The 18,317-nt window shown below is 71.4% G+C and carries 16 protein-coding genes; 4 read left to right on the forward strand and 12 right to left on the reverse strand.

The window, feature by feature from the left end; all coding sequences use genetic code 11:
• Nucleotides 1-53: 53 nt before the first annotated feature.
• A complete protein-coding gene (locus ACFO3J_RS18605) occupies nt 54-560 on the reverse strand; it encodes a DUF6328 family protein (RefSeq protein ID WP_386430569.1) in 507 nt (168 codons plus the stop codon).
• A gap of 309 nt (nt 561-869) precedes the next feature.
• On the opposite strand from ACFO3J_RS18605, the gene ACFO3J_RS18610 reads away from it, so the two are divergent.
• Nucleotides 870-1,709, forward strand: coding sequence for an SAM-dependent methyltransferase (locus ACFO3J_RS18610; RefSeq protein WP_386430570.1), 840 nt, complete (start codon nt 870-872; stop codon nt 1,707-1,709).
• Nucleotides 1,710-1,790: 81 nt separating this feature from the next.
• On the opposite strand, the gene ACFO3J_RS18615 is transcribed toward ACFO3J_RS18610, so the two are convergent.
• From ACFO3J_RS18615 to ACFO3J_RS18625, 3 genes are all read right to left on the reverse strand, one after another.
• Nucleotides 1,791-2,714: a helix-turn-helix domain-containing protein gene (locus tag ACFO3J_RS18615; RefSeq protein WP_386430571.1), complete on the reverse strand. Its 924-nt coding sequence runs from the start codon at nt 2,712-2,714 to the stop codon at nt 1,791-1,793.
• Between the two features lie 93 nt (nt 2,715-2,807).
• Nucleotides 2,808-3,134 carry a DUF397 domain-containing protein gene (locus ACFO3J_RS18620; protein WP_386430572.1) on the reverse strand — a complete coding sequence of 109 codons (327 nt, stop codon included), beginning with the start codon at nt 3,132-3,134 and terminating at the stop codon, nt 2,808-2,810.
• Nucleotides 3,135-3,320: 186 nt separating this feature from the next.
• The gene (locus ACFO3J_RS18625; RefSeq protein ID WP_386430573.1) at nt 3,321-3,971 is read right to left on the reverse strand and encodes a TMEM175 family protein; all 651 of its coding nucleotides are present in this window, start codon (nt 3,969-3,971) and stop codon (nt 3,321-3,323) included.
• A 322-nt stretch (nt 3,972-4,293) separates the two neighbouring features.
• On the opposite strand from ACFO3J_RS18625, the gene folE reads away from it, so the two are divergent.
• The 3 genes from folE (at nt 4,294) to ACFO3J_RS18640 (ending at nt 6,856) form a co-directional block, all read left to right on the forward strand.
• Entirely contained in the window at nt 4,294-4,821 is a 528-nt protein-coding gene (folE, locus tag ACFO3J_RS18630; protein WP_386431019.1) for a GTP cyclohydrolase I, read from the forward strand.
• A 71-nt stretch (nt 4,822-4,892) separates the two neighbouring features.
• A complete protein-coding gene (locus ACFO3J_RS18635; RefSeq protein ID WP_386430574.1) occupies nt 4,893-6,257 on the forward strand; it encodes an MFS transporter in 1,365 nt (454 codons plus the stop codon).
• Entirely contained in the window at nt 6,254-6,856 is a 603-nt protein-coding gene (locus ACFO3J_RS18640) for an NUDIX hydrolase (RefSeq protein ID WP_386430575.1), read from the forward strand. The genes ACFO3J_RS18635 and ACFO3J_RS18640 overlap by 4 nt, the downstream gene beginning before the upstream one ends.
• A 66-nt stretch (nt 6,857-6,922) precedes the next feature.
• Here the strand turns inward: ACFO3J_RS18640 and ACFO3J_RS18645 are convergent, their stop codons facing one another.
• The 8 genes from ACFO3J_RS18645 to ACFO3J_RS18680 form a co-directional block, all read right to left on the reverse strand.
• Complete coding sequence (locus tag ACFO3J_RS18645; RefSeq protein WP_386430576.1) at nt 6,923-7,411, reverse strand: DUF5709 domain-containing protein; 489 nt, start codon at nt 7,409-7,411, stop codon at nt 6,923-6,925.
• Nucleotides 7,412-7,576: 165 nt separating this feature from the next.
• Nucleotides 7,577-8,422 (reverse strand): SDR family oxidoreductase, encoded by an 846-nt coding sequence (locus tag ACFO3J_RS18650; protein WP_386430577.1) that lies wholly within the window; start codon nt 8,420-8,422, stop codon nt 7,577-7,579.
• 114 nt (nt 8,423-8,536) lie between these two features.
• Complete coding sequence (locus ACFO3J_RS18655; protein WP_386430578.1) at nt 8,537-9,232, reverse strand: class E sortase; 696 nt, start codon at nt 9,230-9,232, stop codon at nt 8,537-8,539.
• Nucleotides 9,233-9,472: 240 nt separating this feature from the next.
• The gene (locus ACFO3J_RS18660) at nt 9,473-11,098 is read right to left on the reverse strand and encodes a Rieske 2Fe-2S domain-containing protein (RefSeq protein ID WP_386430579.1); all 1,626 of its coding nucleotides are present in this window, start codon (nt 11,096-11,098) and stop codon (nt 9,473-9,475) included.
• Between the two features lie 233 nt (nt 11,099-11,331).
• Nucleotides 11,332-11,994 carry a DUF5825 family protein gene (locus tag ACFO3J_RS18665; protein ID WP_386430580.1) on the reverse strand — a complete coding sequence of 221 codons (663 nt, stop codon included), beginning with the start codon at nt 11,992-11,994 and terminating at the stop codon, nt 11,332-11,334.
• Nucleotides 11,995-12,072: 78 nt separating this feature from the next.
• A complete protein-coding gene (locus ACFO3J_RS18670; protein ID WP_386430581.1) occupies nt 12,073-13,989 on the reverse strand; it encodes a RiPP maturation radical SAM C-methyltransferase in 1,917 nt (638 codons plus the stop codon).
• 95 nt (nt 13,990-14,084) lie between these two features.
• A complete protein-coding gene (locus ACFO3J_RS18675; protein WP_386430582.1) occupies nt 14,085-16,310 on the reverse strand; it encodes a tetratricopeptide repeat protein in 2,226 nt (741 codons plus the stop codon).
• Entirely contained in the window at nt 16,303-17,559 is a 1,257-nt protein-coding gene (locus tag ACFO3J_RS18680) for a hypothetical protein (RefSeq protein WP_386430583.1), read from the reverse strand. The genes ACFO3J_RS18675 and ACFO3J_RS18680 overlap by 8 nt, the downstream gene beginning before the upstream one ends.
• Between the last annotated feature and the right edge of the window lie 758 nt (nt 17,560-18,317).

An 18,317-nucleotide genomic window follows, 5' to 3' on the forward strand; every position in this document is an offset into this window, starting at 1 on the left:
CCGACGGCCGCCGACCGGCCGGACCGGCCCAACCGCCGCCGCCAACTGATCCGTTACCCCTCCTCGGGGTTGCTGCGGTAGCGAGCCCACAGCGGCAGCCCGAACCAGCACAGCACGAACCACGCGACCATCACGCCCACCAGCCATTGCGCCCAGCTGTCCTGGATCGCCACCCGCAGCACCAGCAGCAGCGACGACGCCATGGTGCACAGCAGCAGCACCAGCCCGAGCACGGTCAGCCGGGAGGCCAGCAGGACCGTCTCCGGCTTGAGCCGGCGCCCGGTCAGCAGCCGGTGCATGGACACCGGACCCACCAGCGCGCCGGTGGTGGCCGCCCCCAGCACCACCGTGACCGTGTAGATGTGGCGGTCGGCGGCGGACAGGTCGGTGAAGCGCTGCTGGAAGACGACCGTCAGCAGGAACCCGAAGAGGATCTGCACCCCGGTCTGCGCCACCCGCAGCTCCTGGAGCAGATCCCCCCACCTCCGGTCGGCCCGTTCCTCGGGCGTCTCGTCCCGTCCCCAACCGCCCTTGCCCGGCCCGCTCCCGTGTTCCGTCATCGTCGCTCTTCTCCCTCCGGAAGGCCGCCCGGCGCGGCGCGGGCCCCGGCCCCCATCGTCCCCGCCCACCGCCGCCCGCCCTGCCTCCCGCGCCGGACACCACCACGACCACGACGGGCCTCTCCCTCCATCTCTGCCCGGCTACGGGGCGACGCACCCCGGCCGTGGGCTCGGGGGGATGAGGCCGGGGACGGTGGGTATTCAGTAAGACGCCCGCACGTGCATAAGGTGCTGTCAGCAGATGCGCGGTGCGGGCCCGGCCTCGGTCCATTCCCGTACCGGGCAGGGCACGATCGATGGGGGCACGGTGTGAGCGAAGAATTACCGCAGGCCAGCGCTGGGGGCGAGGTCGAGGACCGGTTGCGGCAGGATCTGCCGCACAGCGCGCGGATGTACGACTACTTCCTCGGCGGCAACACCAACTACGAGGTCGACCGCTCCGCCGCGGAGAAGGTCATCCGCAGCTTTCCGGCCATACGGACCGTCGCCCGGGTGAACCGCGCCTTCGTCCACCGCTCGGCGCGCCTGCTGGCACGGGACCACGGCGTGCGGCAGTTCCTCGACATCGGGACGGGCATCCCCACCACGCCCAACCTGCACGAAGTGGTCCAGGGCGAAGCGCCCGAGGCCCGGATCACCTATGTGGACAACGACCCGATCGTGCTGGTCTACGCCGACAGCCTGCTGCGCAGCTCGCCGGAAGGCGCCACCGGTTACGTCGAGGCGGATGTACGCGACCCCGCGCACCTGCTGGACGTGGTGCGGCGGGACGGCTGCGTGGACCTGGCGCGGCCGGTGGGGCTGAGCCTGAACGCGGTCCTGCACTTCGTACCGGACGACGCGGACGCCTACCGCATCGTGCGCGAGCTGGTGGAGCGACTCGCGCCGGGGTCGTATCTGACGATCTCGCACTGCACCCCGGACTTCGACCCGGACGCGTGGGCGGCCATCGTCGATGTGTACACCAAGGGCGGCACCCCGCTCCGGGTCCGCAGCCGCGCCGAAGTGCTGGAGTTCTTCGGCGGCTTGGAGCTGACCGAGCCGGGCGTGCAGGTGGCGCACCGGTGGCACCCGGAGGCGGCCAGCGGCCCGAGCCTGATCTCGGACGCCGAGGCGTCGCTGTACGTGGGAGTGGCGCGCAAGCCCTGACCCGCGGCAGGGGCGTAGGACGCAGGGGCGTACGACCGCCGGCGGCGGTACGGGGGATGCCGCCGCCACCGGGGACCGCCCTCAGCGGTACTTCTTGCTGTAGTCCTTCAGCTTCTGCAGACACGCCACCGGGCCGAGGGTGTTGACCATCAGCCGGTCGAAGCCCCTTTCGTAGCTGTCGACTTCGTGCCGGTCCTGCAAGTACAGGCCGCCGTTGCAGCGCTCCACATAGACGATCGCGGGCAGTTGGTCGGCGGTGAAGTCGAAGATCGTGGTGGTGCCGATCTGCACCGGCAGATTGAGCCGGGCGGAGGGGGCCAGCCGGAAGCTGATCCGCTCGTGCTCGGCGAGGTCTATCAGGTGCTCGATCTGCTGGTGCATGATCTGATTCGTGCCGTAGCCGCGCGACAGGGTGACCTCGTCCAGTACGCAGATCAGCTGGGTGGCGGACTCCTCCAGGAAGCGCTGCGCGCGCATGGCCCGCAGCTCGATGATCCGGTCGGCCGTCCGGCCGCTCGGCTCAAGGGAGTTCGCCTGGACCAGGGCCCGGGTGTAGTCGGCGGTCTGCAGCAGCCCGAGCAGCTGACCGCTCTCGTACGAGCGGATCCGCGCGGCTATGTCCTCCAGACTCACGTAGGTCTGCAGCTCCTTGGGAGCCACGTCCCGCCACGCCTCCCACCACCCCTTCTGGTTGGCCTCCTGGGAGAGGGCCAGCAGCCGCTCGCGCTCGGCGGGGTCCGCGACCTGGTAGACGTCCAGCAGGCACAGGACGTCCTTCTCCTTGAAGTCGTGCTCGCCGTTCTCCAGCCGGCTGATCTTGGACGCCGAGCACCCCCCGATCGCCTCCGCGACCTCCTTCTCCTTGAGACCGAGGGCCTCACGGTGTTTTCGCAGCGTCTCGCCGAAGATCATGCGCTGGGCGGTCGGCGCGCGGCCGGACAGCGGGCGGACGTTGCGGACTCCCTGCGCGGATCGGGTTGGGGTGCGGGACGGCTGGGCAGGCACGGGCTGGTGCTCCTTCGTGCGAGGGGGCGGCTTCTGGACCCCTCATCCTGCCTCAGTCATATGGGGGCGGAAGTTGCCGCCAGAAGTGGCCGGTTACCGATCCCCAGTGAACTCGCCCGCCACCACCGCGGCAATGAAAGACCGGAGTTGGCTGCGACTGAAGGTCAGAACTGCTCCTTCGGGGTCCTTGGAGTCGCGTAAACCGACCGTCTCGTGACCGAAGTCGCCCACTTCCACGCAGGCACTCTGGTGGTTGCTGTGGCTGCTTTTCCGCCACACCACGGCTGAAGCGGCGATGCCGTCCTCCCCCATGAGCCGTTCGTCCCGCCCCGCACTGCCCCTCTGACCGGCCATGAGCCCTCTCCTTGTCACCGCAACGATGATCAAGCGCGCCGTCTGCAAATGCAGATGCGGCGGCACCTCTTGAAGGATGACCGCTGGCCGGTGTCTTCATGCGCCGCGGCGGCACGGGAGCGCGCGCCATCGGATGCGGGGCGGGTGCTCGGCGGGTGCGGGGAATCCGGACCGCACTCCCGCGCGCACGGCGTGCACGCGGGCCGCCGCCCGGCCGCCGCCCGGCCACGCCCCGGGCCCCGACGCGGGGGATCAGCCGTCGGTGTCCTCGCCGGTGGTGTCGGCGCGGCGGATCACCGGGCGGAAGAGGAGGTTCAGGGCGAAGAGCATCAGGAAGACGCCGAGCCACACATAGGTGCCGACGTCGGCGTCGAAGAGGGCGACCACGGCGGAGACGGCCAGGCCGAGGAAGACGCAGACGGTACGGAGCAGGATCCACCGGCTGTAGGCGCTCGGCAGCCGGTCGGTGAAGTCGCCCGACCGGTGGAGCCGCAGCCACAGCAGGATGAAGGCCAGCGCGACGGCCATGACGCAGAGGTCGAAGAAGACGACCGCGGCGGCGTTGGACCCGTAGCGGCCCACCAGCGCGGACGGGAAGGGGAGGAAGGCGATCAGGAGCAGGAACAGGGAGTTCAGCCGGGCCACCGTCTCGTCGTGCCGGCCGGTCAGCCGGAACACCCGGCGGTGCTGCTGCCAGAAGGCCGCGATGATGACGAAGGTGGCGGCGTAGCTGACGAACTGCCCCTCCAGCCGGGCCAGCGCGGCGCGCAGCTGCCGGGCGGAGTCGTGATCGGCGATCCGCGGCACGGGGATCTGCAGCACCAGCACCGTCAGCGCGATCGCGAAGACGCCGTCCGTCAGTGTCGTCAGCCGGCTGAGAGAGTGCCTGTCCTGCGCTGCCACGCCGCCCCGCCACTCACCTCGCCCGCTCCGGACCCCGAGCTTCCCGCGACTGCCCCCCCGGGAGCGGGCCATTGCGCCGAACGGGGGCGGGCCGCCGGCTCGCCGCCCGCGCTCCAGCCTCGGCGTCCGCCCCGCTTCCGCCCCGCCTCCGGCGGCGTAATCGCCGGCCTTTCCGATGGTGCGATCATCCCGAAATTGCGCTGGACGAGTGGCAATTGGGGAAAGGTCTATCCAAAAGCTGATTTTGACGCGACAGTCGCATTACTCCATCTGAGCCCTTCTGGGCCTGTTGGCGAGAGCGGAACGGAGGTCAACCGTGACCATGGCGGAGTGGCTGAAACAGAATGTCACGACCGACGAGAGAGCACTCGATTGGTACAGCGGACCGGAATGCGAAGACCGGATCATCCGCGCCTATCGAGAATTGCTGAGCGGCTACGAGATCGATCCCTCGAAGATCCTCAAGACTACCTGCCTCGTGGAAGGAGGGCATCACGGAGTCGTGCGCGTCCATGATGCCAACTTCTTCTCGATCTGCGCCCACCACTTCCTCCCCTTCTTCGGAAAGGTCAGCATTTCGTACGTCCCCGGCGACCGGATCCTCGGACTGGGCAAGTTCCCCCGGCTGGTGCAGGCCTACAGCCGGCGCTTCCAGATCCAGGAGTACCTGGTCAGGGACATCGCCGAGGAGATCATGTCCTCCGGCGGCGCCCAGGCGGTCCGGGTGACCTCCAGCGGCCGGCATCTGTGCATGTGCAGCCGGGGGCCCTCCGACCAGACGGTCATCACCGACACGTCCTATGTGGCCGGCCACCAGGAGCTGTTGGGGAAGTACGGCCTGGCTGAATGATCCGGGCGCGCGTGGCGGGAGGTGATCGGTCTCCCTCCCGCCACGCGTCAGAGCCGCGACCGGGAGAACCCATGCTCAGCAGGTACGGAAGTCACCGCGGGCGCGAGCGTCCGGCCTCGCCCTGGCGGCATGTGGTGGCGACCTGGCTCGCCGGTGTGCAGGCCGCGGTGGGACTCGGCGCCGTCGCGCCGGTGGGCTCCGCCGTCCAGTCGTCGCTGGGCCTGTCCTTCAGTACGGTCGCCTGCGCCACCTCGGGCATGACCGCCGTGGGCGCGGTGTTCGGCGTCCCGGTCGGCTGGTGGACCAGCCGCTTCGGCGCCCGCCGCGCGCTGCCGGCCGGCCTCGTCGTCATCTCGGCGGCGGCCGGACTCAGTGCGCTCGCCTCCTCCTGGCCGCTGCTGCTCGGCCTGCGGACGGCCGAGGGCGCCGGCTATCTCCTGGTCTTCGTGGCCGGCCCGATCGTGCTCACCGGACTGACCCGGGGGCGTACGCGGGCGGCGGCCCTGGCCCTGTGGGGGACGTGCGTGCCGACCGGGCTCGCGCTCGCCGCCGTGGCGGGAGGGGCGCTGGCGGACATGCTGAGCTGGAACGACTGGCTGGGCGTCACCGGGCTCGGCCCCCTGCTGCTGGCCGCCTTCCTCGCGGTCACCCTGCCGCGCCCGCCGCCCGCCCCGACCCCGCCCGGCCGCCGGCCGCCCGGCGCGGCCACCTGGGTCCGGTTCCTCGGACCGGCCGGGGCGTACGCCTGCCTGTCACTGGTCGGCGTGGCCCTGGTGGTCCTGCTGCCGACCTATCTGATGAAGGAGCGGCACGAGACCTCCGCGCGGGCGGGAGCCGTCGTCGCCCTCGTCTCGGCCGGCAGCGCGCTGGGGGGCCTGCTCGCCGGCGCGCTGCTGCGCCGGGGCGTCCCCAGCAAAGCGCTGGTCCCGCTGGCGGCCCTGATGCCGCCGGCCTGCCTGCCCGCCTTCTCCCGGAGCGTGCCCCTCACGGCGGCCGTGGGTGCGGCCTTCCTCGCCCTGCTGGTCGACGGGCTGCTCATCTCCGCGGTGTTCGCCGCCGTGCCGGCCATCGCCCGGCGCCCCGAGGAGGTCGATCTCGCGGGCGGCGCCCTCGCCCAGCTCGGCAGCCTGGGGATTCTGACCGGACCACCGCTCTTCGGCCTGGTGGTGGGGCAGGCGGGGTGGGGCGGCGGTACGGTCGTCGCGACACTGATCTTCACGGCCCTGGGCGCCGGGCTGCTGCTGGTCACCGCCCGCAGCGCCACGACCGGCCCGCCGGAGACCGTGCCGCCGTCCCCGCCCCGGCAGCCCCAGTTCATCGGGCACGGGCACGGGCACGGACAAGGGCACCTGGACAGCTCACGTCACCGGCACGGTCACGGTCACGGACCCGATGCGGCGGCACCCGCGGACGCCCTGCACCGGAGGCCGGAATGAGAATCGATTTCCTCCAGCCGTACGACGACACCTATGGCGAATACTGCGTGCACTGCCACGCGGCGGCCGTCGAATGGTTCACCGCGGACGGCAGAAAGAAAGCCGTCTGCCGGTCGTGCGGCAAGCGGGCCGACCGGGCCGTCGTCATCGATCCCGGAATTTCCTGGTGGACGGACGAAAGCGGCGAATACTGGCACGAGAGCGCCGGCGTATTCGTCCGCGACCCCGAACGGAGATTCCTGTTCTTCCGGCGGCGGGCCTTTCCCTTCGCCATGACGGTCCCGGCCGGTCATGTCGATCGCGGAGAGGCCCCGGAGACCGCCGCGGGGCGGGAACTCATGGAGGAAGTCGGAATCCGCGCCGGGACGTTGCGGCCCATCGCGAGCGCGCACCTGCTGGGCGACGCCTGCCGCAGGGGCTCCGACGCCCACTTCTGGCACGCCTACCTCCTGGACCTCCCCACCGCGCCGGAGGTGACGGTGAACGACGAGGGCGAGTCCCCGGTCTGGCTCTCCCTCGACGAGGCCCGCACCCACCGGCTCACCTTCGCGGTGGCCCACATGATCGAGAAGCACGCCGACCGGCTGCTGGCCACCTGACGCCTCCGGTCGGCGGTGGCGTACCCGGCCCGGGTACGCCACCGCCGGCCGGAGGCGCGGCCGGGGTCAGAGGTCGTCGTCGTACGAGGACTGCTGCGGGTCGTCCACCACGTGCATCGCCGCCTCCTCGGCGGAGGCGGCGCCGCCGGAGATGCCGACGTCGGTCGCCCACAGGTCGGCGGCCTCCCCTTCCGGCAGCGGTACGGCGGGGTCGTGGGAGAGCAGCCGCCCGCTGCGGTACTCACCCGCCTCGGGGTCGACCGCCTCGCCGTCGGTGAGCGCGTCGCCGACGCCGTCGCCCCATATCGGGGCGACATCGGGCTCCTCCTCGGCCAGCAGCTGGTCCAGCGACTCGCCGGTGCGCTGCTCCTGGGCGGTGACGCCGAAGCGGTTCACGCCCAGTGGCCGCTCCGGCGGCGAATAGCCCTCGTCCTCGTCGTCCTCGACGCCCCGGTCCTCCAGGGTGTCGAGCGGGTCGAGCAGCCCCTCGTCGTCCTGTACCTCGGATCCGTCGGGCTGATACACCTGATCGCCCATCAGTTCGTCCTCGGGCATGCCCAACCTCCACGGTCCTTCGACGGCTGTCGTCCCCCCTACGCTAGAGGCAGCCGTCCGCCCCGGCTCATGCGGCCCCGCGCCCCCCTCCGCTTAAGGCAGGGCGACGCGCGGTGGGGCACGGTGAGGCGCCCGGTCAGGACGCGGGAGCGGCGCCCGACCGGCCTAGCCGAAGGACGCGAGGTTCTCCGTCGCCCACTGGCGGAAGTCGCGCGGCGGCCGCCCCGTCAGAATCGCGACGTCGTCCGAGACGGGCAGCGCGGCCGCCTGGCCGCCGAGCCCTAGCGTCTCCAGGACGGACATCGACACGAACTGCGGGGTGCCGGCCGGGAACGCCTCGTCCACCGCCTCCGAGATGGTCATCTGCTCGACGCTCACCGGCCGGTCGGTCAGCTCGGACAGGGTGCGCACCTGGTCGCGGGTGGAGAGCGGCTCCGGGCCTGTGATGGAGAACACGCCGACCGGCGGCTTCTCGGCGCTCAGCGCCGCCGCCGCGCAGGCCGCGATGTCCCCCGGATGCACGACGGGCAGCCGGATGTCCGGGAAGGGGGTGCGGACCACCCCGTCGGACAGGGACTCGGCCCACAGCAGGACGTTGTAGTCGAATCCGGCGGCGCGCAGGAAGGTCGACGGGACGCCCGCCTCGCCGAGCAGCCGCTCCCCGGTGGCGTGCCGGGCGGTGACCACGTTGTCCGGACCACTGGGCAGCCGCACGCTGACGGTGAAGGACGACAGCAGCGCGACATGCCGGAGGTCCATCTCACCGGCGACGGAGGCGAAGGCCGCTCCGTCGTCGTCGGCCATGTTCAGGAAGGCACGGTTCATGCCGGTCAGCGCCCGGCGGACGTCGTCCGGCTCGGTGAGGTCGCCCGTCACCACGTCCACGTCGCCGGGGAGGTCGGCCTTCGCCGGATTCCTGACCAGCGCCCTGACCTCGTGACCCTGCTCGTACAGTTGTTCGGCCACCTCTTTGCCGACGGTGCCGGTGGCGCCGGTGACGAGAATCTTCATGATCCCTCTCTCCTCGGCCGGTCGGCGGCCGTGCGCGGGCGAGGTTTCCGGGGGCGGACGCGTTTTCGGGGCGGACACGGCGGACGCGGCGGACGGTGCCGGCAGCCCGGCGGGTCAGGACGCGGGACGCGTGCTGACGAGGACGCCGATCTTGTCGATCCGGTGCTGGGGGTTGTCCTCGGCGTCGTGCCAGAAGTTGCCGGCCGCGTGGTCCTCCAGCGTCGCGCAGGTGGAGACGGTGATCATGGCCTGGGTGGGGGTCCTGCCGGGGAAACCGGGGACCGCGGCCCGCTGCTCGACCAGCGAGCTGGGGGAGCGGAAGTCGGTGACCCGGGTCTGGGTGATCTTGTACGTGTAGACCTTGCCGCCGGCCGTGATGACGACCTGCTGGCCGTTCTTCAGCGACGGGACCATGTGCAGCGGGCCGCCGGCGGAGTCGCGGTGACCGGTGACGAGGTAGTTGCCGACCTGGCCCGGGCCCACGCCGCCGTTGGGTCCGAAGGGGCTGGCGGCGATGCCGCGGTCCTGTATCCGCGTACCCGGCGCGTCGTCGGTCGTCCCCTGGTAGGGAACGATGGCCAGCGAGCGGATGCCGATCGACGGGATGGCCATCGAGGCGTTGATGATCCGCGGCTCGGTGGCGGCGGGCGGCGGGCCGCCGGGGGTCTTGGCGGCGACCTGGGCGACCGGGGCGCGGGCGGCGGCGGGCTGGCCGGCGGGGTGGTCTCCGGTCCGCGCGGCGGCGGCGCCGGCCAGCCCGACGACCAGGGTGGCGGCGAGGGCGGGGACGACAGCTCGGGTTCGGCGCATGGCAGTCCTGACGGGTAGCCGACCGGTGGCCGGATGGGTCCCGCCCTGGACGCCGAGTGCTCGGCGCCGGCCGCCGGCCCCTGGTGGACGGGGGTACGGCGTCGGCCGGGCAGGTTGTTTCCCGTCAAATGTCCGACTCCGCCCCCGGGACGTCAAACGGAGCCGGACGTACGCCGCCGTCCGGCTCCGATGGGTGCACCGCAGGTCACCCGGTGTGCGCGGCCCGCTCCGGCCGGCCGGTCAGGCGTTCACCGCCTGGTCGTCGGTGTCCACGACGGCGGCCCACTCGCGGTCCCCGGCCGACACGGCCGCGGCCGCGGGCTCGGCGGGGGCGAGGGGAGTGGCGCGGATGTCGTGGTCGTCCGCGGTCAGGCAGCGGCCCTTGGCCAGGTCGTAGCGCCAGCCGTGCAGTGTGCAGGTGAGCACGTCCTCCTCGATCTGCCCGAAGCGGCTGAGGTCGGCGCCCAGGTGCGGGCAGCGGCGCTGGATCCGCCAGCCGTCGACCTCGATGTCCTCGCCCTCGTCCTCGCGCGAGTCGTAGTAGTTCTCCACGTACTCCACCCGCTCCATGGACAGGCACTTGAAGAACACGTACAGGAACTCGTTGTACGGCCCGACCCGGCTGGCGGTGAAACGCATCGACAGCAGCAGGCTGTTGGACCAGTCGACCTCGCGGCGGGCGATGTTGGTGGCCACCAGGTCGCCGCTCGTGGACAGCGTGTAGCGGCAGCGCTCGCCGGCCCACAACCGGACCTCCCGGGCCGGGAAGTCGACCACGATCGCGGTGTCGCCCACGTCCAGCCGCGCCGGGCCGCCGACTCCGGTGCAGATCCGGTCGGCGCGCGCCATCAGCGGCTCCCACCACCGCTTCAGCTCGGCCAGCAGGCGCTCGGGCGGCAGCGCGGGCTCCCGCGAGGCGCGCTCGGCGGCGAGGGCCGGCTGCTGCCGGCGGGCGAAGTCCCGCAGATACGCCCGCTTGTCGATGAAGATCCGGTCCATCTCCGCCTCGGAGTACGGGTGGTCGGTCTCGCAGACCGCGCCCTTCTGCTCCACCACGGTCCCCGGCAGCAGCATGTGCGCTGCCAAGTCGGGCCTGGCCTCGGCGAGTTGTGCCAGGAACTCCCGCTGGTCGACGAAGATGCTCTCCCCGTCGCGGCCCGTCCCGTTGAACTCGAACAGCTCGTCGTCGAGGAAACACGGCGGCCCCGCGTTGGGGAAGACATGCGCCGCCTGCACCGCGTCGATGTAGGTCAGCGCGCGGTCGAACTGCCCCTGGCGCTTGCGGGCCGCGAACTCCCGCTTCGCCGAGTGCGGCAGCCGGTAGACCATGGGATACCAGATCGCGCCGGAGAACTGCGCGAAGTAGGCGTCGACCTCGCCGAATTCGCGGATCGCCGGGATCGACAGCGGGTGCGCGTCGTTCTGGTTGAGCAGCACCGTCTCGCCGTCGTCCAGCGACAGCGCCGAGTCGCCGATGGGACCGTCGCCGGGACCGGTCAGCGCGGTGATCATGATGCGCAGGCCGTCGCGCTCGACCGGGACCCCGCTGCGGGTGCGCAGGAATTCGCTGAACCCCAGTGCGCGCAGCTCGCGTTCCAGCTCGTCGGTGGCGAAGGCCGGCAGCAGTACGGTGACGTCCTTGCGTACGGTGCGGCGCAGGTTCTCCGCGTCGAAGTGGTCCCGGTGCAGATGGGACACATAGAGGTAGTCCGCGGCCCGTCCGTAGTGCGCCCAGTCCAGATCCGTGTTGTCGGGGAAGGGGAACCACGAGCCGAAGAAGGCGGGATTGACCCAGGGGTCGCACAGCACGGACCCCGCCGATGTCTCGACGAACAGCCCCGCGTGCCCAAGTCCCGTTATACGCATAGTCGCAGCACCTCAACCCGATCCGCCGGAAACGTCAGATACACCAGACGTAAAAAACTATGTCCGGGTTTCTGGCGGTACGCACCCTTAAGTGCGCTTGATGGATGACGGGGTCGGTGACGGCGGCCTCGCGCGGGGGCGCGCGCCCGGCGGAACGGCCGCTGCCCCGCCGGTCAGGGCCGGCGGGGCAGCGGACGGTCGTCAGCGGGCGGTCGTCCGCCCAGGTCAGCGGCTCAGAAGAGCATGGCGGGGGTGGGCCAGCGGAGCACCCGGCAGGGGGTCCACCACACATGGGCGCCGGCCCGGCCGACCAGGCCCTCGGCCGCCAGATCGCCCACGATCCCGGCGGACACCGCGTCCGCCGGGGCCCCGGCTTCGAGCGCGTCGACGGCGGCGATGAAGTCGGCCTCGTCGATGGTGATCCGGCTGAGCTGGCCGTCCCGCTTGTCCCTGACCTGGAGGAAGCCGGGGCCCCGGCGGAAGACGCAGGCGCCGAAGAAGTAGTCGGTCCGCCACTGGTCCAGCAGCCCCGCGGCGTCCGGGACGCCGGTGACGGCCTGCGGCGGCGCCAGATGCCGGAAGGGGGTCACGGCCTCGGCGTCGCCGCCGAGGTGCAGCCGCCATTCGACGGCGATCGCCCGGCTGGTCAGCTCGCGCAGGGCGACCAGCGCGCGGACCGCCCGCTCCCCGTCCCCGGCGGCGGACAGGTCGACCGGCTCCGGGAGGACGACATGCCGGGCGCCCTGCTCCCAGAGCGCGCTCACCGCGCCGATCGGATCGGCCCCGAGCGTGGCCGCCCTGGCGCCCATCCCTTCCAGCGTGATCGTCGCCGGGTCGGCGTGCCGGCGGTGCACCAGCGCGATATCGGCTCCTTGGTCCTGCGTGGCCGTGGTCAACGCGTCCTCCTTCTCCTTCGGACTTCTCGGCACGGGTCGGACTGCCTCCGACCGGTCGGCTGGGGACGGCGGGGGCCGTCAGGCGATCGCGGGGGTCAGGTCGGCCGGTTCGGCTGCCGGCTGCGGGAGCATCGTCCTGCGCAGGTCCACCCGGACGAGTTCCTGGTTGGTGGCGAGCGGTACGACGTGGATGTACGCGCTGTCGTCGTGGAAGACGATGCCCAGCGCGGTCCAACGGGCGAGGATCGCCTCGACGGCGGGAGCGTCCGCCCCGGCGTGGCCCGCCTCGGCCAGTTTGCGCACCAGCACCGGCACCGTCCGCGGCTGTTCGAGCAGCCGGAAGACGGCCAGCTCGACCGGGTCGGCCAGCGTGAGCAGATGCCAGTCGAAGTGCCGGCGGTTGCTCACCAGGATCACCCTGTCGCCCAGGTCGGTGTGGGACAGGCTGCTGGCCCGGTGCTCCTGCTGCCAGTCGGTCACCGCCCTGTCGAGCCGATCGGCCAGGTCCGCGCCGATGCCGCGGACGGGCGCCGCGAAGAGATAGGCGAAGTCCATCAGCTCCCGCTCCGGCAGGTCGTAGATCATCGCGTACTGCGGGGCGGGGCGCAGCTCGGAGAAGCCCAGCTCGGGCCGGTTGAAGAACGGGCTGAAGCGTTCGATCGCCACCCGCGAGGTGCCGGAGCAGGGCTCCAGGTGGTAGAGGGCCGGCAGCTGGGCGATCACCGCCTCGTAGGCGTCCGGGTCCTCGTCCGGGAAGCCGAGCAGGTAGTTCCACAGCACGGTCAGGTCCAGCGACTGGGAGTCCCGCAGCATCCTGATGTTCTGGCAGCCGGTGACGCCCTTGTCCATCAGCTTGAGCACCGAGGTGCTCAGGCTCTCGATGCCGGGCTGGATGCTGACCACGCCGGCGTCCGCCAGGGTGCGCAGCTGGTCGAAGCGGAGATTCGACTTGACCTCGTACTGCACCCGCAGGTCGTAGCCGGCCTCGATCAGCCGGGGCAGCACCGAGCCGAGGTACTCCATGTCCAGGATGTTGTCGACGGCGATGAGGTCCAGCACCTGGTGGCGCTCGATCATCGCGAGGATCTCGTCGTGGAAGCTGTTCGGGCTCTTGCTGCGGAACTGCATGAAGGAGCCGTTGAGGCCGCAGAAGGTGCAGTGGTGCTTCTCGCCCCACCAGCAGCCGCGGGCGCCCTCGATGACGAGCCTGCCCTCGATCCAGCTGCTCGCCGTGGACAGCTCCAGCCGCTCGAAGAAGCCCTCGAAGTCGGGGCTGAGGATGGCGGCGGGCGGCAGCGGGCTGGTGCTCATCGGATTCACCGCGGAGGCGCCGGGCTCGGGCCGCCAGCACAGGCCTTCGACCTTCGCGAAGTCCTGACTGCCCGTCAGCGCGCGCAGGAAGGCAGGGAAGGAGGCCTCGCCCTCGCCGCGCAGCACATAGTCCACGAAGTCGAAGTTCCGGTGCATCGCCTCGCCCTGGGCGCCGTCGCAGTTGGCGCCGCCGAAGATGGTGACGATGGCGGGGTTGATGCGCTTGAGCTCCCGCGCGGTGGCCAGGGCCGCGGCGTTCTGCTGGAAGGTGGAGGTGAAGCCGACCACGTCCGGTTCGAACGCCGCGATGCGCCCGGCGAGTTCGGCGATGAACTGCGGGGCGAGTTCGTGCAGGCGCAGGTTCATCGCCAGTTCCTCGTCGGTCATCACCGCCGCGTACATCTCGGTGAACTGCTCGACGTGCCACTGCGGATCGCCGTAGAGGGCCGAGGAGAAGACCCAGTCGCCGCAGCCGAGGAAGTAGGTGTCCAGTGAGTAGTAGGTGTAGTCGGCCAGGCCGAAGTCGGAGCGCTCGGTGATCCAGTCGACATAGTCCAGATTGGCGTTGAGCACCTCGACCTCGGCGTCGGGCAGGGCGTCCCGCACGCTGTGCCGCAGAATGCCGAGGGCGAGCGACGGCACGTCGATCGCCGCCCACGGGGTGTTGACGAGCAGTACGCGCATGTCTCTCCTCGACAGTGTTCGGTGCGGTGGTGGTGCGGCGGTGGTGGTGCGGCGGTTGGGGTGGTCCGGAGGTTCCGGCGCCGCGGTGGGCGGTGTCAGACGCCGGCCGCGGTCTCCAGGTAGGCGGTGATCTCGGTGGCGTACGGCGAGGGCCCCAGCGCCAGATGGGCCTCGTAGTCGGCGTGCGCCTGGGCGCTGCGGCCGAGTCCGGCGTGGCAGGAGCCGCGCCGGTAGAGGAGTTCGGCCCGGTCGGCGCCCGGCAGTTCCAGCGCCCGGGTGTATTCGCCCACCGCGTCGAGGGCGCGTCCGGCGGCCTCGTGGACGAAGCCGACGTTGAACACCAGATCCGCGTTGTCCGGGTCGTCGGCCAGCGCGCGGGTCAGGTCCGCCAGGGCGTCGGCGTGGCGGCCCGACTCGCAGGCGATCACGGCCCGGTTGACCAGCGCGACCGGGTTGCCGGCGTCGCGCTCCAGTGCCTGGTCGAAGGCCTGTCCGGCCTCCTCGGTCCGGTCCAGGCCCAGCAGCGCGAGCCCCCTGAGCGCGTTCAGCCGCGCGTCGTCCGGCGCGGCCTTCAGCCCCGCCCGCGCCTGGACCTCGGCGTCCTGCGGCAGGCCGAGGTCCACCAGCAGGGAGGCCAGGCAGACATGGGCGTCCAGGTGGTCCGGCTCCAGGTCCAGGACATAGCGGTAGTCGGCCACCGCCCCCTCCAGGTCCCCGACGGCGGCCCGCAGCGCCCCCCGGTTCTGGAACAGCTCGGTGAAGGGCGAGCCGAGGGCGACCGCCTGCTCGTAGTCGGCCGCCGCGGACTCCAACTGCCCCAGCTCGTAGCGCAGATTGCCGCGGTCGAACCAGTACTCCTGGTAGTAAGGGTCCAGCCGGATCACCTCGTCGTACTCGGCCATCGCCTCGTCGGGGCGGCCGAGCCGGGCGAGCAGCTGCGCCCGGTTGTGGTGCAGGACCGAGCGGTGCAGGCGCTGGCGCTCCGGGGCCAGTTCGCGGTCGAGCCGGGCGATGCCGTCCTCCACCAGGCTCAGCGATTCCCGCAGATCGCCCAGGTGCATCTGCACCAGCGCGCGGCCGTTCTTCATGAACGCGATGTGGAACGCCCGGTTGTCCTCCTCGGGCAGCAGACCGGCCATGGCCACCGCGGTGTTGGCGTGGCCGAGCGCGAGCCGGTGGTCCTTCTCCTCGGGCCCGTACAGCCGGGTGTAGAGCATGCTGAGCGCGTAGTGCATGGTCATCTGCGGGTGGGGGGAGTCGAAGCGCGCGAGCAGGTCGTCGTAGATCGGCTTGATCTCGTCGACGCGGTCCGACTGGGAGAGCGCGTGCGCGGTGCGGTACCAGCCGTCCCAGTACCGGTGGGGCGCCCGGTCGTAGTCCGCGCGGGTGGTCAGCTGGCCGGCGAACTCCAGGGCCGCGTCGTAGAACCCGGTGGCCAGGCAGTAGTCGGCCGCCTCGCTGACCGCGTCCCAGCCGGCGCTGTCCGCCGATGTGCCGTTGAGCAGGTGGTAGGGGACGGCGCCGAGTCGTAACGTCTCCTCGGCGCCGTCGAGTTCGGCGGCCCGCCGGTCGTGCAGCCGCAGCCGGTCGTCGGCGCCGATCCGCTGGTAGGCGGCGCGCAGCGCGGGGTCGTCGTCCGTGCCGTCGGAGTCGACGAAGGCGCGGGCCCGTTCGAGGTCGTCGGATAGGCCGCCGGGCGCGATCGCCAGCAGCGGGGCGTCGACCCGCCGGGTGTACGCGCGCAGGCTCGCTTCGAGTTCCGCGCTCACCGCGTCGTCGCGGCCGGCCACGACCAGCCGCAGGCGGGCCGGGTCCAGCCGGCGCAGCGCGATGGCGATGAACTCCTGGTCGGTGAAGTCGGCTTCGGGCAGCGCGTCCAGGACCAGGGTGCGTACGGAGCCGGGACCGTCGGCGTACGCGCGCAGCAGGTCCACGATGCCGTGTGCGACGCGCCGGGCGCGCAACCGCGAATACCACCGGGTGCGTTCCTCCTCGCGCGACTCCGAGGTCAGCGTGCCGGCCGGCGTCCCCAGCAGCGCGGTCAGCTCGGGGGCCACCGTGACGATCTCCCGGTGGTGCGCGAGGGCCGGCGCGGGATCGGCGGCGTGGATCTCCGGCACGAGCGCCCGCAGGACGCCACCGAGACCGGTGTACGGGCCCCGCAGCCGGCGGTGGCAGTCGACCCGCAGCACCCGGGGGCCGGCTGTGTCCGCCGTGTGCCCGGCTGCGGCGGCGCCCTGCCCGCACACGCGCTCGACGGCGGCGAGACGGTCCGCCCGGGTCGCGCCCACGACATGCGTGTGGCCGGAGATGTCACTCATGGTCGGTCGCTCCTGTCGATGAGGGCGCGGAAGAGGGTTCCGGCGAAGGTGCCGGCGCGGAAGCGGCGCCTTCGGCGGTCCGGCGGGCCCGGCGTTCGCGGATCGCGACGACGGCCACGATGACGATCTGGCCCAGGGTGAGGCCGCCGGCCGCGGCCGAGTCCCAGAACCGCTCGTCGAGCGGGCCGCCGGTGATCCCGTGCACCAGCCGGACGACGAACTCGATCGTGACCGGCACCGCGAACACCACGGCGGCGGCGAGCATCACCGCGGTGCCCACGACCACCGCCGGCAGGTAGAACCGCACCACCCGCAACTCATGCGGGGTCGAGGCCAGTTCGCCGCCGGTACGGGCCGGGAGACGCAGCGCGCGCAGCGCCGCGCGGCGCAGCCGCTGCCGGGTCAGCCGGAGCAGGTTCGGGCAGTGGGCGATGGTGGTGAAGACGTAGTAGAGGTCCGTCTCCATGAAGATCATGAACTGCCAGGACATCCGCAGCAGCGTCAGATAGGCCAGCAGCAGGGCGAAATGGCCGACCACGGTGAGCCCGCCGTTGATCCGGGTGTCGATCGCGGCCACCACGATCATCAGGCTGTAGTTGATCGCGTCGGCCAGCAGCCCGGCGCAGAACGGCAGGATGCGCTTGCGCGGCTCCACTCCCATCAGCCCGGTCAGCGTGGTCTGGAAGACGATGAAGTACAGACGGCGGCTGATGCCCAGCCGGCTGCCGACCCCGAGCCGCCGGCCGGCCAGCACATGGAAGCCCTCGTGCAGGAACAGCCCGACCACTTCGGCCAGATAAGCGGCGGCCATCACCAGCAGCAGCGACCTGCCGACGAAGAAGTTCCCGGAGTCGGGACGCAACTCCGGTCGGCGCAGCTCCAGATACACCGCCGCCGCGGCGAGCACGACGTAGCAGAGATACGCCGGAGGGGACAGCAGCACATTCGCCAGCCGCCGCCAACGCAGCGGAGGGGCCGACGACTTCGCCTCGGCCTCGTCCTCGGTGCGGACGAAGCCCAGACTCCGCAGCGCTTCGACCACATCGTCGAGGTCGGCGTCCTCGCCGTAGGCCGTGCGGTACCAGCGCGCGGCCTGCGCGACGGTGTCCCCGGCCTGGAGGCGGCGCACCAACTCGGCGCCGTCCGGGGGGAACAGCGCGAACGACTCGATCTCGGGCCGCCCGATCAGCACGTCGTGGCCTTCGTCGACGAAGGTGAGCCGGTGCAGCGGAACAGTGCCGTTGTCCATGGACGCTCCGACGGTTCGTGGTACGCGTAGCTCACGGCGGGGACTGCCGGGGGACCGCGCGGTGCCGGAGCCGCCCCCCGACAGCCGGTCGGGATCAACGAGTAAGGGATTAGCCGCCGATCCGGACGGTGATGCCGCCGCATCCCGCTTTGTAGAACGAAGCCGCGGCGCTGGTGAGCCTGACCGGAGCGGTCGGACGGATATTGATCTTCTTCATGGAGAACCTCCCCTCGAAATGAATGGTGAGGACGGCCGGCCGCCGGAAGGGGCCGGGCCGCCTCTGCCCTGGCAGTATCACTTCTCGGATTCGAAAGGCACAAGACCCTGTTTCCATGCCGCGCTCTCCGGCGTTCCGCCCGGTTTTCTTTCAGCGGGCATCGACAACGCGGGTGAACTGGGTTTTTCGCTGGGTAGCCGGGATAAACACCATTGCTTCGGCCGTCCGCCGTACTGCCCAGCCGTATCCGCCCGTCCCGCGCCTCCGGAGGACGCACGGTGTCTGCGTCATCCGCCGGATACGGCAGGCGCCGGGCGGGTGATTCCGGATACGTAGATCGGGCGCCGCCGTTCGACAGGCTGCGAGTTCTCCCTTTTCCGCCGCGGATTTTTTCGGGAAGTGTCTGTCAATAGCCGCCGGCCGGCCTAATTCCGATCATGCCGGGGCGGTTCACGGTGCTCAACCGCTTGCCGCGCACGGATTAGCGATGCGGATCATGTGAAATTCATGAATGAGCTGCCGGTGGTTTGCCGGTGGGTTT

Source organism: Streptomyces polygonati (genome assembly GCF_042650325.1).
Classification (GTDB): domain Bacteria; phylum Actinomycetota; class Actinomycetes; order Streptomycetales; family Streptomycetaceae; genus Actinacidiphila; species Actinacidiphila polygonati.